The organism is Streptomyces sp. NPDC053367, assembly GCF_044545925.1.
GTDB lineage: Bacteria > Actinomycetota > Actinomycetes > Streptomycetales > Streptomycetaceae > Streptomyces.
The window spans coordinates 365,769-380,516 of record NZ_JBITYN010000010.1; the positions used below are offsets into that span (position 1 = coordinate 365,769).

The following is a 14,748-nucleotide window of genomic DNA, read 5'->3' on the forward strand; positions in this document are numbered from 1 at the left end:
CCGCAGGCCCGCCCGGCCGGTCCGCGGCGCTCGGGCCGGCCCCGTCAGGAACCGGCCCCCCGGGCCCCGCTCGACCCGCCCGCGGCGCTCGGGCCGGTCCCGGCGGAACAGCCCCCGAGGCTCCCGCTCAGCCGACCTGCGGGTCGCCCTTGGTGTAGGTCAGCCGCTCCACCGCGCCCGGCTGGAAGTCGTCGTCGATCTTCTTGCCGTTGACGTAGAGCTGGATCGCGCCGGCGTCGCCGAGCACGAGGTTGATCTTGGTGCTGTCCTGGAAGGTCTTGGACTGGCCCTGCTTGAGCAGGCCGTCGAACAGCAGCCGGCCGTTGTGGTCCTTGGCGGCGACCCAGCTGCGTCCGTCGGTGGCGCTGACCTGGACGGTGACCTTGTCCTGGGGCGCCGCGGCGATGGCGCTCTCGGTCGGGTCGGGCTTGGGGTCGGCCGGCTTCTTGCCGCCGGACGAGGGAGCGGCGGTCTTCGTCGGGGTCGGCGTGGCGCCGCCGGCGACGTCGTCGGCGGCGCCGTCGGAGCCGCCCTTGACGACGGTGAAGCCGACGAAGCCGATCACGGCGACGATCGCGGCGACCATGGCCGCGGTCCAGTTGGGTCCGCGCCGCTCGGGCCGGATGCGCTCGGCCTCGAACAGCGGCGCGGCGGGGGTCGGGGCGGGCCGGCCGCCGTGCTCGGCGTCGTACTGCGCGAGCAGCGGCGCCGGGTCGAGGTGGACGGCCCGGGCGAGGGTCTTGATGTGACCGCGGGCGTAGACGTCGCCACCGCAGGGCGCGAAGTCGTCCGCCTCGATCGCGTGCACGATCGCGATCCGGACGCGGGTGGCGGTACTGACGTCGTCGACGGTCATCCCGGCCGCGATGCGCGCCTCACGCAGTGCACGGCCGATGGAGGGGCGGGCTTCCTCGGAAACGTCTTCGAACGGACGCTCGTCTTCAGGGGAGTTGCCGATGGACACGGGGGCGCCTTTCGAGCGTGTAGCCGCCTGTGCTGGAGGTTCAGTCTAGGGGGGTGCAAAAGGGCTGGGGCAACCGGGCGGTGGGACTTTGTACGCCATCGGAATGGCCGGTCATGCCGATGGTCGGGTACCTCTTTGTCGCTTCGCTCAACTTGACGTACGCCGAAGGGAAACGGTTGCTCAATGATCCCTTACGGGTGAGTCACAAACGAACAACCACGCAGTCTCGGACCCGCAACGGTCTGCGCCGCGGGCCCGTTTCGCTACCCTTCAGACTCCCCCCGGATCAGCGCCAGCACGCCGTCCAGCTCGTCAGGCTTCACAAGAACGTCACGGGCCTTGGATCCCTCGCTCGGCCCCACGATGTTGCGCGACTCCATCAGGTCCATCAGCCGCCCCGCCTTGGCGAAGCCCACCCGCAGCTTGCGCTGGAGCATGGACGTCGACCCGAACTGCGTCGACACGACCAGCTCGGCCGCCTGGCACAGCAGGTCGAGGTCGTCGCCGATGTCCTCGTCGATCTCCTTCTTCTGCTTGGTGCCCACGGTGACGTCGTCGCGGAAGACCGGCGCCATCTGGTCCTTGCAGTGCTGCACGACCACCGCGACCTCGGCCTCGGTGACGAACGCGCCCTGCATACGGGTCGGCTTGTTCGCGCCCATCGGCAGGAACAGCCCGTCGCCCTTGCCGATCAGCTTCTCGGCGCCCGGCTGGTCGAGGATGACCCGGGAGTCCGCGAGGGACGAGGTGGCGAAGGCGAGCCGCGAGGGCACGTTCGCCTTGATCAGGCCGGTGACGACGTCGACCGACGGCCGCTGCGTGGCGAGCACCAGATGGATGCCGGCCGCCCGCGCGAGCTGCGTGATCCGCACGATCGCGTCCTCGACGTCCCGCGGCGCCACCATCATCAGGTCGGCCAGCTCGTCGACGATCACCAGCAGATACGGGTACGGCTGCAGCTCCCGCTCGCTGCCCTCGGGCGGCTTCACGGTGCCCTCGCGCACGGCTTTGTTGAAGTCGTCGATGTGCCGGTACCCGTACGCCGCCAGGTCGTCGTACCGGAGGTCCATCTCCCGTACGACCCACTGCAGCGCCTCGGCGGCCCGCTTGGGGTTGGTGATGATCGGCGTGATCAGGTGCGGGATGCCCTCGTAGGCGGTCAGCTCGACCCGCTTCGGGTCGACCAGGATCATCCGGACGTCCTCCGGGGTCGCCCGCATCATGATCGAGGTGATCAGACAGTTGATGCAGGACGACTTGCCGGACCCGGTGGCGCCCGCGACCAGCATGTGCGGCATCTTCGCCAGCGAGTGCATGACGTAGCCGCCCTCGACGTCCTTGCCGAAGGCGACCAGCATCGGGTCGTCGTCCTCGGCGGACTCCGCGAGCCGCAGCACGTCCCCGAGGTTGACCATCTCCCGGTCGGTGTTCGGGATCTCGATGCCGACCGCCGACTTCCCGGGGATCGGGCTGATGATCCGCACGTCCGGGCTGGCGACGGCGTAGGCGATGTTCTTGGTGAGCGCGGTGATCCGCTCGACCTTCACGGCCGGGCCGAGCTCCACCTCGTAGCGCGTGACCGTCGGGCCGCGGGTGAAGCCGGTGACGGCCGCGTCGACCTTGAACTCGGTGAAGACGTTGGTCAGCGACGCGACGACGGCGTCGTTGGCCGCGCTGCGCGCCTTGCCCGGGCCACCGCGGGTGAGGAGGTCCAGCGAGGGCAGCGCGTACGTGATGTCACCGGACAGCTGGAGCTGCTCGGCGCGCGCCGGCAGCTCGCGGGTCTCCTGCGGCGGCGTCTTGGTGAGGTCGGGGACGCCGCCGGTCTCCGTCCTCGCCTGCCGGGGCCGCTGGGCGGGGGCCGGGACGGGCGTCGGCGCGGTGTCCTCGCGGTCGGCCACGTGGACGCCCTGGGTGAGGTCGGCGACGACCGGCGAGGGCGGCATACCGTGCAGCACGGCCCCGTCCAGGTCGGCGGCGGCCGCCGCCGCGATGTCCACGGCGTCCGGCTGCCGGTTCGCCGAGGGCTGCGGCACCGCCGAGCGGCGGGGACGCCCGCGCCGCCGGGTGAGCGCCTCCTCCTCGGCCGTCTCCGGGTCGTACGCCTCGGGGGCGGGCCCGCGCCTGCGGGGGCGCCCGGGCAGCGCCTGGCGCCACTGCTCGTCGTAGCGCGCGTCGTCGTCGCCGTACTCGCCGTACTCGCCGTACCCGTCGTACACGCCGTCCTCGGCCGGCCCCGGGTCCTGCAGCACGCCGAGCTTCACCCCGAGCAGCCGCAGCCGCTGCGGGATGGCGTTCACCGGCGTGGCGGTGACGACCAGCAGGCCGAAGACCGTCAGCAGCACCAGCAGCGGTACGGCCAGCACCTCGGTCATGGTGAATGTCAGCGGGGTCGCCGCACCCCAGCCGATCAGGCCGCCGGCGTCCCTTATCGCCTGCATGCCGTCCTCGCGCGCGGGCGAGCCGCAGGCGATGTGCACCTGCCCGAGCACGCCGATCACCAGGGCGGACAGCCCGATCACGATCCGGCCGTTGGCCTCGGGCTTCTCCGGATGCCGGATGAACCGTACGGCGATGACCGCGAGCAGGATCGGCACCAGCAGGTCCAGCCGCCCGAAGGCACCGGTCACGATGATCTCGACCAGGTCGCCGACGGGCCCGCGCAGATTCGACCAGGTGCCCGCGGCGACGATCAGCGCGAGCCCGAGCAGCAGCAGGGCGACGCCGTCCTTGCGGTGGGCCGGGTCGAGGTTCTTGGCGCCCTGCCCTATGCCGCGGAACACGGCGCCCACCGCGTGCGCGAGGCCGAGCCACAGGGCGCGCACCAGCCGGTAGACGCCTCCGGTCGGGCTCGGGGCCGGCCTGGGCGCCGGCTTCTTCGCCACCGCCTTCTTGGCGGCCCTGGCGGGTGCCTTCTTCGCAGGAGCTTTCTTCGCCGCGGCCTTCTTCGCCGGAGCCTTCGCGGGAGCGGCCGCCTTCCTGGCGGGCTGCTTCTTGGCTGCGGAGGGACGTGAGGCCATGGGTGTGAGGTTACCTGTGGAGGCGACGGCGGACACGTGTGGCCGCTGCTTCACCCGTTCGTGTCGCTCCCGCGCGCACACGGAACTGACGCGGGGCCAAGAGACCCGTCCCGGGCGTCAGTTCTGCGACGGCGGCGACGACGGGCCGCCCGTGCCCGGCTCCAGCGCGTCCAGTGCCCGGCGCAGTCCGGTCAGTTTGCGCTCCAGATGCGCGGCCGTGGCAACCGCGGCGGCGTCCGCGGAGTCGCCCTCCAGCTGCTTGGACAGCGCCTCGGCCTGCTCCTCGACGGCCGCGAGCCGCGCCGACAGCTCGGCGAGCAGCCCCGCGGACTCCTTGCCGGGGACGGCCGCACCGCCCTTGTTGCCGCCCTCCAACTGCAGCCGCAGCAGCGCCGCCTGCTCGCGCAGCTGGCAGTTCTTCATGTACAGCTCGACGAACACCGACACCTTCGCCCGCAGCACCCACGGGTCGAACGGCTTGGAGATGTAGTCGACCGCGCCCGCCGCGTACCCGCGGAAGGTGTGGTGCGGCCCGTGGTTGATCGCGGTGAGGAAGATGATCGGGATGTCCCGGGTGCGCTCGCGGCGCTTGATGTGCGCGGCCGTCTCGAAGCCGTCCATACCCGGCATCTGGACATCCAGCAGGATGACCGCGAAGTCGTCCGTGAGCAGCGCTTTGAGCGCTTCCTCCCCGGACGATGCCCGAACCAGTGTCTGATCGAGCGCCGAGAGGATCGCCTCCAGCGCCAGCAGATTCTCCGGCCGGTCATCGACCAGGAGGATCTTGGCCTTCTGCACCATGGCCCGCCCTCCTCGCCCCGGCGTGGGGCCTCCCCTGTCCTCAGGACTCGGGGTGACACCCGCGGATGCCGCCCCAGGGGACGACTCCCTTTCGCCGCCCGTCCTCGTGCCGGTCATCGTAGCCGCACCCCGCCCGTCGCCACACCCTGTCACCGCGATGTCACTGTGCACATAGCGGAAACGCAGCGCGGGACCAGAAGGTTCCCCCGATGCCGTACTTCTACACGGCGCCGGCGACGGCACGTCGGCAACTCCGCGTGCACATACAGAGTTCCCACCAGGTCTCCCGGCCGGCGTTTCACTCCCCCCGCATCCACTGCTCCATCACCGACAGCAGATGATCGGGGTCGACCGGCTTGGTCACGTAGTCGGAGGCGCCCGACTCGATCGCCTTCTCCCGGTCGCCCTTCATCGCCTTCGCCGTCAGCGCCACGATCGGCAGCCCCGCGAACTGCGGCATCCTGCGGATCGCCGTCGTCGTGGCGTACCCGTCCATCTCCGGCATCATGATGTCCATCAGCACGACCGCCACGTCGTCGTGCTGCTCCAGCACCTCGATGCCCTCGCGGCCGTTCTCGGCGTACAGCACCGAGAGCCCGTGCTGCTCCAGGACGCTGGTGAGCGCGAAGACGTTGCGGATGTCGTCGTCGACGATCAGCACCTTCTCGCCGGAGAACCGGACCCCGCCGCGCGGCTGCGGCGCCGGCTCCTGCTCCCCCGCCGACCACCGGTCGGCCAGGTCGTCACTGTGCGCATGCGCGGAGGCCCGGCGGCGGCGCCGGAACAGCGCGGCGGCGCCGTTCTGCGTCTCGTGGTACGACTTCACCTCCGCCGGCGTCTCGATCGCCGCCTCGGGCAGCAGCTCCTGCTCGCCCGCGTGCGACTGCCCGGGCGGCAGGGCCGCCTGCGGGTAGCCGTGCGGAGGCAGCTCGCCCGGGTGCAGCGGCAGGTACAGCGTGAAGGTCGAGCCACGGCCCGGTTCGCTCTGCGCGTGGATCTCGCCGCCGAGCAGCTGGGCGATCTCCCGCGAGATCGACAGCCCGAGGCCCGTACCGCCGTACTTGCGGCTGGTGGTGCCGTCGGCCTGCTTGAACGCCTCGAAGATCACCCGCATCTTGCTCGCCGCGATCCCGATGCCGGTGTCCGTGACCGAGAACGCGATCAGCTTGGCGTCCGCGTCGGTCAGCGACCCCGCCTCCAGCAGCTGCTCCCTGATCGCCACCGGCACATCGGTGCCCGCCGGCCGGATCACCAGCTCCACCGACCCCGAGTCGGTGAACTTCACCGCGTTGGACAGCAGGTTGCGCAGCACCTGCAGCAGCCGCTGCTCGTCCGTGTGCAGCGTGGCCGGCAGCTCCGGCGAGACCCGCACCGACAGGTCCAGGCCCTTCTCCGCGGTCAGCGGCCGGAAGGTGGCCTCCACGTAGTCGACGAGCTGCACCAGCGCGATACGCGTCGGGGAGACGTCCATCTTGCCCGCCTCGACCTTCGACAGGTCGAGGATGTCGTTGATCAGCTGCAGCAGGTCCGAGCCCGCCCCGTGGATCGTCTCGGCGAACTCCACCTGCTTCGGGGTGAGGTTGCCCTCGGCGTTGTCCGCGAGCAGCTTGGCCAGGATCAGCAGCGAGTTCAGCGGGGTGCGCAGCTCGTGCGACATGTTGGCCAGGAACTCGCTCTTGTAGCGCATGGAGACGGCCAGTTGCTCGGCACGCTCCTCCAGGACCTGCCGTGCTTCCTCGATCTCGGTGTTCTTCACCTCGATGTCGCGGTTCTGCCGCGCCAGCAGCTCGGCCTTCTCCTCCAGTTCGGCGTTGGACGCCTGCAGGGCCTTCTGCCGGTTCTCCAACTCCGCCGAACGCTCCCGCAGTTGCTCGGTCAGCTCCTGCGACTGCTTCAGCAGCACCTCGGTCTTGGTGTTGACGGAGATGGTGTTGACGCTGGTCGCGATCATCTCCGCGATCTGGTTCAGGAAGTCCTTCTGGATCTGCGTGAACGGCGTGAACGACGCCAGCTCGATCACCCCGAGCACCTTGCCCTCGAACAGCACCGGCAGCACGATCACCTGCGCGGGCGGGGCCTCCCCGAGCCCGGAGGAGATCTTCAGATAGCCGCTGGGCGCGTTCTCCACCAGGATCGTGCGCTTCTCCAGCGCGGCGGTGCCGACCAGCGCCTCCCCCGGCCGGAACGACGTCGGCATGGAGCCCATCGAGTAGCCGTACGACCCCAGCATCCGCAGCTCGTACTGGTCCTCGTTCTCCGTCGCCAGGTCCGGCTCGTCCACCAGCGGCATCGCCAGGAAGAACGCCCCGTGCTGCGCGGACACCACCGGAGTGAGCTCGCTCATGATCAGCGAGGCGACGTCGTCGAGGTCGCGGCGGCCCTGCATCAGCGCGGAGATACGGGCCAGGTTGCCCTTCAGCCAGTCCTGCTCCTTGTTGGCGATCGTGGTGTCGCGCAGGTTGGCGATCATCTTGTTGATGTAGTCCTGCAGCTCCTGGATCTCGCCGGACGCGTCCACGTCGATCTTCAGGTTCAGGTCGCCCCGGGTCACCGCGGTCGCCACACGCGCGATGGCGCGCACCTGCCGGGTGAGGTTCCCGGCCATCTCGTTCACGGACTCCGTCAGGTCCCGCCAGGTGCCGTCCACGTCACGCACGCGTGCCTGGCCGCCGAGCTGGCCCTCGGTGCCCACCTCGCGGGCCACACGCGTGACCTCCTCGGCGAACGACGACAGCTGGTCGACCATCGTGTTGATCGTCGTCTTCAGCTCGAGGATCTCGCCCCGGGCGTCGATGTCGATCTTCTTGGTCAGGTCGCCCTTCGCGATGGCCGTCGTCACCATCGCGATGTTGCGGACCTGGCCGGTCAGGTTGGACGCCATCTGGTTCACCGACTCGGTGAGGTCCTTCCAGGTGCCCGCCACGCCCGGCACATGCGCCTGGCCGCCCAGGATGCCGTCCGTGCCCACCTCACGGGCCACCTTGGTGACCTGCTCGGCGAACGAACTCAGCGTCTTCACCATGGTGTTGAAGGTGTCCGCGAGCTGCGCGACCTCGCCGCGCGCCTCGATCGTCACCGTCCGGGTCAGATCGCCGTTGGCGACCGCCACCGCGACCTGGGAGATGTTGCGCACCTGCATGGTCAGGTTCTTGGCCATCAGGTTGACGTTGTCGCTGAGGTCCTTCCAGATGCCCGTGACACCCGGCACATGAGCCTGGCCGCCCAGGATGCCCTCGGTGCCCACCTCACGGGCCACCCGGGTCACCTGCTCGGCGAAGCTGGACAGCTGGTCGACCATCGTGTTGACGGTGGTGACCAGTTCGAGGATCTCGCCCTTGGCGTCGACGGTGATCTTCTTGGACAGGTCGCCCTTGGCGACCGCGGTGGTCACGTCGGCGATGGACCGCACCTGCACGGTGAGGTTGTTCGCCATGAAGTTCACCGACTGGGTCAGGTCCTTCCAGGTGCCCGAGACCCCCTGCACCTCGGCCTGACCGCCCAGCTGGCCCTCGGTGCCCACCTCGCGCGCCACCCTGGTGACCTCCTCCGCGAAGGAGGACAGCTGGTCGACCATGGTGTTCAGGGTGTTCTTCAGCTCCAGGATCTCGCCGCGCGCGTCGACCGTGATCTTCTGCGAGAGGTCACCGCGGGCCACCGCCGTGGCGACCTGCGCGATCTGGCGCACCTGGGCCGTCAGGTTCCCGGCCATGCCGTTCACCGAGTCGGTCAGATCACGCCACACACCGGCCACTCCGGGCACCTGAGCCTGACCGCCGAGCCGGCCCTCGGTGCCCACCTCGCGCGCCACCCGGGTCACCTGGTCGGCGAACGCCGAGAGCTGGTCGACCATCGTGTTGATGGTGTTCTTCAGCTCCAGGATCTCGCCGCGCGCGTCGACCGTGATCTTCTGCGACAGGTCACCGCGCGCGACCGCGGTCGTCACCTGGGCGATCTGCCGCACCTGCGAGGTCAGGTTGCCGGTGATGGAGTTGACCGAGTCGGTCAGCTCCTTCCACCGGCCGGACACCCCGTCCACCCGGGCCTGCCCGCCGAGCCGGCCCTCCGTGCCGACCTCGCGCGCCATCCGCGTGACCTGGTCGGCGAACGACGACAGCTGGTCCACCATCGTGTTCACGGTGTTCTTCAGCTGGAGCATCTCACCGGAGACGTCCACGGTGACCTTCTGCGACAGATCGCCGTTCGCCACCGCCGTCGTCACCTGGGCGATGTTCCTCACCTGTCCGGTGAGGTTGCGGAACGCCGTGTTGACGCTGTCGGTGAGGTCCTTCCACGTCCCCGCGGCCCCCGGCACCTGCGCCTGACCGCCCAGCTCACCCTCGACACCGATCTCCCGGGCGACCCGGGTCACCTCGGAACCGAACGCCGACAGCTGGTCCACCATGCCGTTGACGGTGTTCTTCAGCTCCAGCATCTCGCCGGCCACGTCCACGGTGACCTTCTGTGACAGATCGCCGTTCGCCACCGCCGTCGTCACGGCCGCGATGTCCCTCACCTGAATGGTCAGATTCCGGAACACCGTGTTGACGCTGTCGGTGAGGTCCTTCCAGGTCCCCGCCGCGCCCGGCACGTTCGCCTGGCCGCCCAGCCGCCCCTCGGATCCCACCTCGTTGGCCACACGCGTGACCTCGTCCGCGAAGATCCGCAGCGTCTCGGTCATCTGGTTGATCGTCTCCGCCAGCTGCGCGACCTCGCCGCGCGCCGGGACGGTCACCTTCCGCGACAGATCGCCGTTGGCGACAGCCGTGGTGACCTCGGCGATCCCGCGCACCTGGGCCGTCAGGTTGCCGGCCATGGTGTTCACGGAGTCGGTGAGCTCCTTCCACACCCCGTCCACACCCGGCACCTGCGCCTGACCGCCCAGAATGCCGTCGGTGCCCACCTCACGGGCGACCCGCGTCACCTCCGAGGAGAACGCCGAGAGCCGGTCGACCATCGTGTTGACGGTCTCCTTCAGCTCCAGCATCTCGCCGGCCACGTGCACCGTCACCTTGCGCGACAGATCGCCCTTGGCGACCGCCGTCGTCACCAGCGCGATGTCCCGCACCTGCGCGGTCAGCCGGTCCGCCATCGTGTTGACCGACTCCGTCAGGTCCTTCCACGAACCCGACATCCCGCGCACCTGCGCCTGCCCGCCCAGCTTGCCCTCGGTGCCCACCTCGCTGGCCACGCGCGTGACCTCGTCGGTGAACGTCGACAGCTGGTCGACCAGGTTGTTCACGGTCCGCCCGACCTTCAGGAACTCCCCGCGCAGCGGGTGCCCCGTCCCGTCCGGCGCCTGCGTCCGCAGCTCCATCCGCGGCGAGAGATCGCCCTCGGCCACCGCCGACAGCACCCGTCCCACCTCGGAGACCGGATAGACAAGATCGTCGACCAGCGCGTTGGAGGCGTCGATCGCGGCCGCCCAGGACCCGTCGCAGGCCCCCGTCTCCAGCCGCTCGGTGAGCTTTCCCTCACGGCCCACCATCCGCCGCACCCGCGACAGCTCACCGGTCAGATGCATGTTGCGGTCGGCGACCTCGTTGAAGACGGCCGCGATCTCCGACATCACGCCGTCCCCGCCGGACACCGTGAGCCGCTTGCGGAAGTTGCCGTCCCGCATCGCCACCAGAGCAGCCAGCAGCCGGTTCAGGGCAGCCGTGTCCACCGCGGTGGTCCCACCGCGCGCCTTGCGCGGATCGCGCGTTTTCGTGCCCCGCGTCGCTGCGCCAGACTCCACTGTGTCCCTCCCGCAGGGGTCGACCGTCACTGCTGTGCTCGGGTGCTGCGCGACGTACCGATGGCCGTACGTCACCGATCGTCACGGGCCCGCGAACGTGCCCGTCAAGGACCACTGCCCGCCCGGCCGTCAAGCCACTCGGCCGGTCCCGACTTCGCCCTCGAGCCTGTCCAGTGTTTCACCCCGGCCGAACCAGGCCATAACAGTTCGGCAGCTTCGCACATGGTCCGCACACCCTCCGGACGGAAAACACCGGCGACCGGCATCCGCATCGACCGGGAAGGTAAGTAACCTTGCATGCGGCTGTCCAGCCACGCCGGTCCGTCCGGTCTGGGCGGTGGCACCGGATACGAGCGGGCATCGGAGGGGCGGCCGCACAATGACCACCGGACTGATCCCGGGAGCCCAGCCCCCGGAACCCCGGCCGGACAGCGGTCTGCCCTCACAGGCACGCCGTGAGCCCGGCGACCGGGCAGCCCAGCACACCGACAACCGGCCGAGGAGTTCCGTGATCACCGCGCGCGCGGCTGCCAGCTTCGAGCCCGTCGGGCGATCGGTCGCCTCCGCCCGCTCCTTCGTCCGCGACACCCTGCAGGGCTGGGGCTTCGCCGACATCGTCGACGACGCCGTGGTCCTCACCAGCGAACTGGTGACCAACGCCGTCGTCCACGCGGGCACCTCGGCCGACGTCCTGTGCCTGCGCACCGAGGACGGCGTACGCATCGAGGTCGCCGACCGCTACCCCGAACGTGAGATTCCCCTCCAGGGCGCCGCCGTGAACATGGGCAGCCCCGACCGCGAGGGCGGCCGCGGCCTCCAGCTCTGCGCGGCCCTCGCCGGCCGCTGGGGCGTGGAGTACACGCCTACGCACAAGCAGGTCTGGTTCCAGCTGGAACTGCCCGAACGCCCGGTCGGCACCCGCGCCGCCGGCCCGTCCCTCCCGGCCGAGCTGCTGCCGCTCGCCGACGGCCGCGTCCGGGTCGCCGTCGTCCAGATCGACCGCACCGGCGCCATCTCCGCGTGGAACGAGGACGCCGAGGAACTGTTCGGCTACCCGGCCGACCAGGTTACCGGCAAGCCCCTCACCGACCTCGCCGCCTGGCCGCACACCCCGGGCACCGGCACCGGCGTCGCCGAGGCCCTCCAGCTCTCCCGCTGGGAGGGCAGCTACGGCATCCGCGACGCGGCCGGCCGGGTCGTCCCCGTCTACGCCTCCCACCTGCGCGTCCGCGACACGGACGGCGAGCCCTCCACCGTCTGCCTCCTGGTACGCGACCACGAGCGCGCGGTGCTGCAGACCCCGTCGCGCGTCACCACCTCCGACAGCGGCACCTCCGGCGAGGGCCAGAGCAACGACCCCTTCGAGGTCTTCATCGGCTCCCCCGCCCCCGACGACCTCGACGGTCTGCTACAGCGCACGGTGGAACGCGCCCGCGACATGCTCGACGCCGACTCCGCGTTCCTCCTCCTGGCCACCGACGACGAGACGGAGCTGGAGGTCCGCGCCTCCACCGGCCTGCCCTCCGCCCGCCAGCGCTTCGCCCGCGTCCCGGTCGAGGCCGGCCCAGGCCGCTACGGCTCCGCCCGGATGCCCGCCGTCCACGACGACCTCACCGCGGTCCCGGGAGCCGTGCCCCTCCTGGACGGCACCGGCATGCGCTCGGTCGTCACCGTGCCGCTCAAGGTCGAGGGCCGTCTGACCGGCTCGCTCGGCGTCGCCGCCGAGGCAGCGGGCCGCTACAGCAACGAAGAGGCGCTTCGCCTGCAGTTCGCGGCCGACCGCATCGCCCTCGCCGTCGAGTCGGCCCGCCTCGGCGAGCTCGAACGTCTGCGCCGCGGCTCGCTCAGCTTCCTCGTCGAGGCCTCCGACCTCCTCGCCGGCACCCTCGACCGCGACCAGACCCTGGCTCTCATGGCCCAGATGACGGTCCCCACCCTCGCCACCTGGTGCGCCGTGTACACGATCGCCGACCAGGCCTCCGAGCCGTATCTGTCGTACGTGCTGCACGAGGACGAGGAACTCATCGACGGCATCAAGTCGCTGCTCTCCAAGATCCCCCCGCCGGACCCGGTCCCCGCCCCCGGCGCCCGCGTCTGGACGGCCCCCGCCGAGGTCGCCCACCAGGCCGCCCTGCGCACCTCCATGCGCAGCCTCGGCCTCGGTGAACCGGCCACCGTCAGCTCCGGTATCGGCACCACCCTCGCGACGGCCGGCGCGGTCGGCGGCGAGACCGTCGTCCTGCCCCTGGTCGCCCGCAACCGCGTCATCGGCATGCTGACCCTGGGCAAGCCCACCGACGAGCACTTCCGCCAGGAGATCCTGGAGCTGGCGGAGGACCTCTCCCGCCGTGCCGCCCTCGCCCTGGACAACGCCCGCCTCTACTCCGAGCGCACCGCGATCAGCCAGTCCCTCCAGCGCAGCCTCCTCCCCCCGGAGCTGCCCTCGATCGACGGCGTCGAGGTCGAGGTCATCTACCGAGCGGCCGGCGAGGGCAACGAGGTCGGCGGCGACTTCTACGACGTCTTCCCCATCAGCGACGGCGCCTACGGCTTCGCCATCGGAGACGTCTGCGGTACGGGACCCAACGCGGCGGCCGTCACCGGCCTCGCCCGGCACGCCCTGCGCCTCCTCGCCCGCGAGGGCCTCAGCGGACCCGCGGTCCTGGAGCGCCTGAACTCCGCCATCCTCGACGAGGGAGCCCGCAGCCGCTTCCTGACCCTCCTGTACGGCGAGCTGCGCCCGCAGCCCGACGGCAGCGCGGAGCTGAAGGTCGTCTGCGCCGGCCACCCGCTCCCGCTCCGGCTGCGCCAGGACGGCACGGTCGAGGCCGCGGCAGAACCCCAGCCGCTGCTGGGCGTCCTGGAGGACCTAGAGCTCTACGAGGAGACGGTCACGCTCGACCCGGGCGATGTCCTGCTCTGTGTCACGGACGGCGTCACCGAGCGCCGCGAGGGCACCCGCATGCTGGGCGACGACGGCCTCGCCGACGTGCTGACGACCTGCACGGGCCTCACGGCCGGCGCGGTCGCCGCCCGCATCATGCGCGCCGTGGAACGCTTCGCCTCCGACGCCCCGTCCGACGACATGGCCATTCTCGCCATGCGCGTCCCGGGTCTGCACCACGCCTGAGCCAACTTCCCCGGACCGCGGGGACAGTTGGCTCAGGACATGCGAAAGGCCCCCGCCCGAATGGGCGGAGGCCTTTTCTTCTGAGCCCCCAAACGGAATCGAACCGTTGACCTTCTCCTTACCATGGAGACGCTCTGCCGACTGAGCTATAGGGGCCGGTCGCTTTTCTCGGGGTTTCCCCCGCAGCAACTGAATAGATCATACCCCGAACGATCGAGGATTCCCAAACTCGTTCACAGGGCGGGCTGCAGCAGTCCCCCGAGCGCATTGCAGGCGGCCACGATCCGCTGCATGTCCCGCTTGGTCAACGACGCGTCCACCGGCAGCGCCAGTGTCTCGTCGGCGGCCCTCTCGGTCTCCGGCAGGGCCACACACCGCCGGAAGTCGGGCAGCCGGTGCACGGGCGTCTTCACCGGCACCCGGCAGTCAACTCCCTTGGCCCGCAGGGCCCGTGCGAACGCGTCCCGGTCGGGCCGCCCGTTCCCCGGCACCCGCACGACGTACTGCTGATAGGTGTGGCCCATGCTCGTCTCGGGCGTGGTCACGCCCTTCAACCGCTCGTCGAGATACGCGGCCCGCTGCCTGCGCTGCGCGATCTCGTCGTACGGCTCCTCGGACTCGCCCTCCTGCAGCACCAGCAGCCCGTGCCGTTGCCCCAGCTCGTGCAGCCGCACCAGATCGGCAGGCCGGCCGAAGCGGTGCACCACTACGACCGCCGCAGTCCGCGGGCCTGTCGCGGCCTCGACTGCCGCCGGATCGAGGCAGTAGGTCACCGGATCTATGTCGGCGAACACCGGCAGCCCGCCGGCCATCGTCACGGCCTCGGCGACCTCGACGTTCCCGAAGGCCGGCACGATCACCTCGTCACCGAGTCGGACACCGGCGGCCCTGAGCATCGCAGCAGTACTCATGGTGGGATGCTCAGCGCGCAACGTGAACGTCAAGTGACGCACAACAAAAAAGGGTTGGGCCCGAAACCGAAGTTCCGGGCCCAACCCTTTCAATGATTGTTCGGCGGCGTCCTACTCTCCCACAGGGTCCCCCCTGCAGTACCATCGGCGCTGTAAGGCTTAGCTTCCGGGTTCGGAATGTAACC

At 70.4% G+C, this 14,748-nt stretch carries 6 protein-coding genes, 1 tRNA gene and 1 rRNA gene; 1 reads left to right on the top strand and 7 read right to left on the bottom strand.

What is annotated here, in order from left to right; genetic code table 11:
* Nucleotides 1–127: 127 nt before the first annotated feature.
* From ACIGXJ_RS28365 to ACIGXJ_RS28380, 4 genes are all read right to left on the bottom strand, one after another.
* Nucleotides 128–964: a helix-turn-helix domain-containing protein gene (locus tag ACIGXJ_RS28365; RefSeq protein ID WP_399650970.1), complete on the bottom strand. Its 837-nt coding sequence runs from the start codon at nt 962–964 to the stop codon at nt 128–130.
* Nucleotides 965–1,227: 263 nt separating this feature from the next.
* Complete coding sequence (locus ACIGXJ_RS28370) at nt 1,228–3,984, bottom strand: DNA translocase FtsK (RefSeq protein WP_399650972.1); 2,757 nt, start codon at nt 3,982–3,984, stop codon at nt 1,228–1,230.
* A gap of 117 nt (nt 3,985–4,101) precedes the next feature.
* On the bottom strand, nt 4,102–4,785 hold the full coding sequence (locus tag ACIGXJ_RS28375; protein ID WP_399650975.1) for a two-component system response regulator: 684 nt from the start codon (nt 4,783–4,785) through the stop codon (nt 4,102–4,104).
* A gap of 298 nt (nt 4,786–5,083) precedes the next feature.
* Nucleotides 5,084–10,522: a HAMP domain-containing protein gene (locus tag ACIGXJ_RS28380; RefSeq protein WP_399650978.1), complete on the bottom strand. Its 5,439-nt coding sequence runs from the start codon at nt 10,520–10,522 to the stop codon at nt 5,084–5,086.
* A 379-nt stretch (nt 10,523–10,901) separates the two neighbouring features.
* Between ACIGXJ_RS28380 and ACIGXJ_RS28385 the strand changes: the two genes are divergently transcribed.
* On the top strand, nt 10,902–13,652 hold the full coding sequence (locus ACIGXJ_RS28385) for a SpoIIE family protein phosphatase (RefSeq protein ID WP_399650979.1): 2,751 nt from the start codon (nt 10,902–10,904) through the stop codon (nt 13,650–13,652).
* Between the two features lie 83 nt (nt 13,653–13,735).
* On the opposite strand, the gene ACIGXJ_RS28390 is transcribed toward ACIGXJ_RS28385, so the two are convergent.
* From ACIGXJ_RS28390 to rrf, 3 genes are all read right to left on the bottom strand, one after another.
* Nucleotides 13,736–13,808 (bottom strand) — tRNA-Thr (locus ACIGXJ_RS28390).
* Between the two features lie 77 nt (nt 13,809–13,885).
* Nucleotides 13,886–14,548: a DegT/DnrJ/EryC1/StrS family aminotransferase gene (locus ACIGXJ_RS28395; protein ID WP_399651018.1), complete on the bottom strand. Its 663-nt coding sequence runs from the start codon at nt 14,546–14,548 to the stop codon at nt 13,886–13,888.
* 113 nt (nt 14,549–14,661) lie between these two features.
* Nucleotides 14,662–14,748 (bottom strand): 5S ribosomal RNA (rrf, locus tag ACIGXJ_RS28400); the annotation flags it as partial.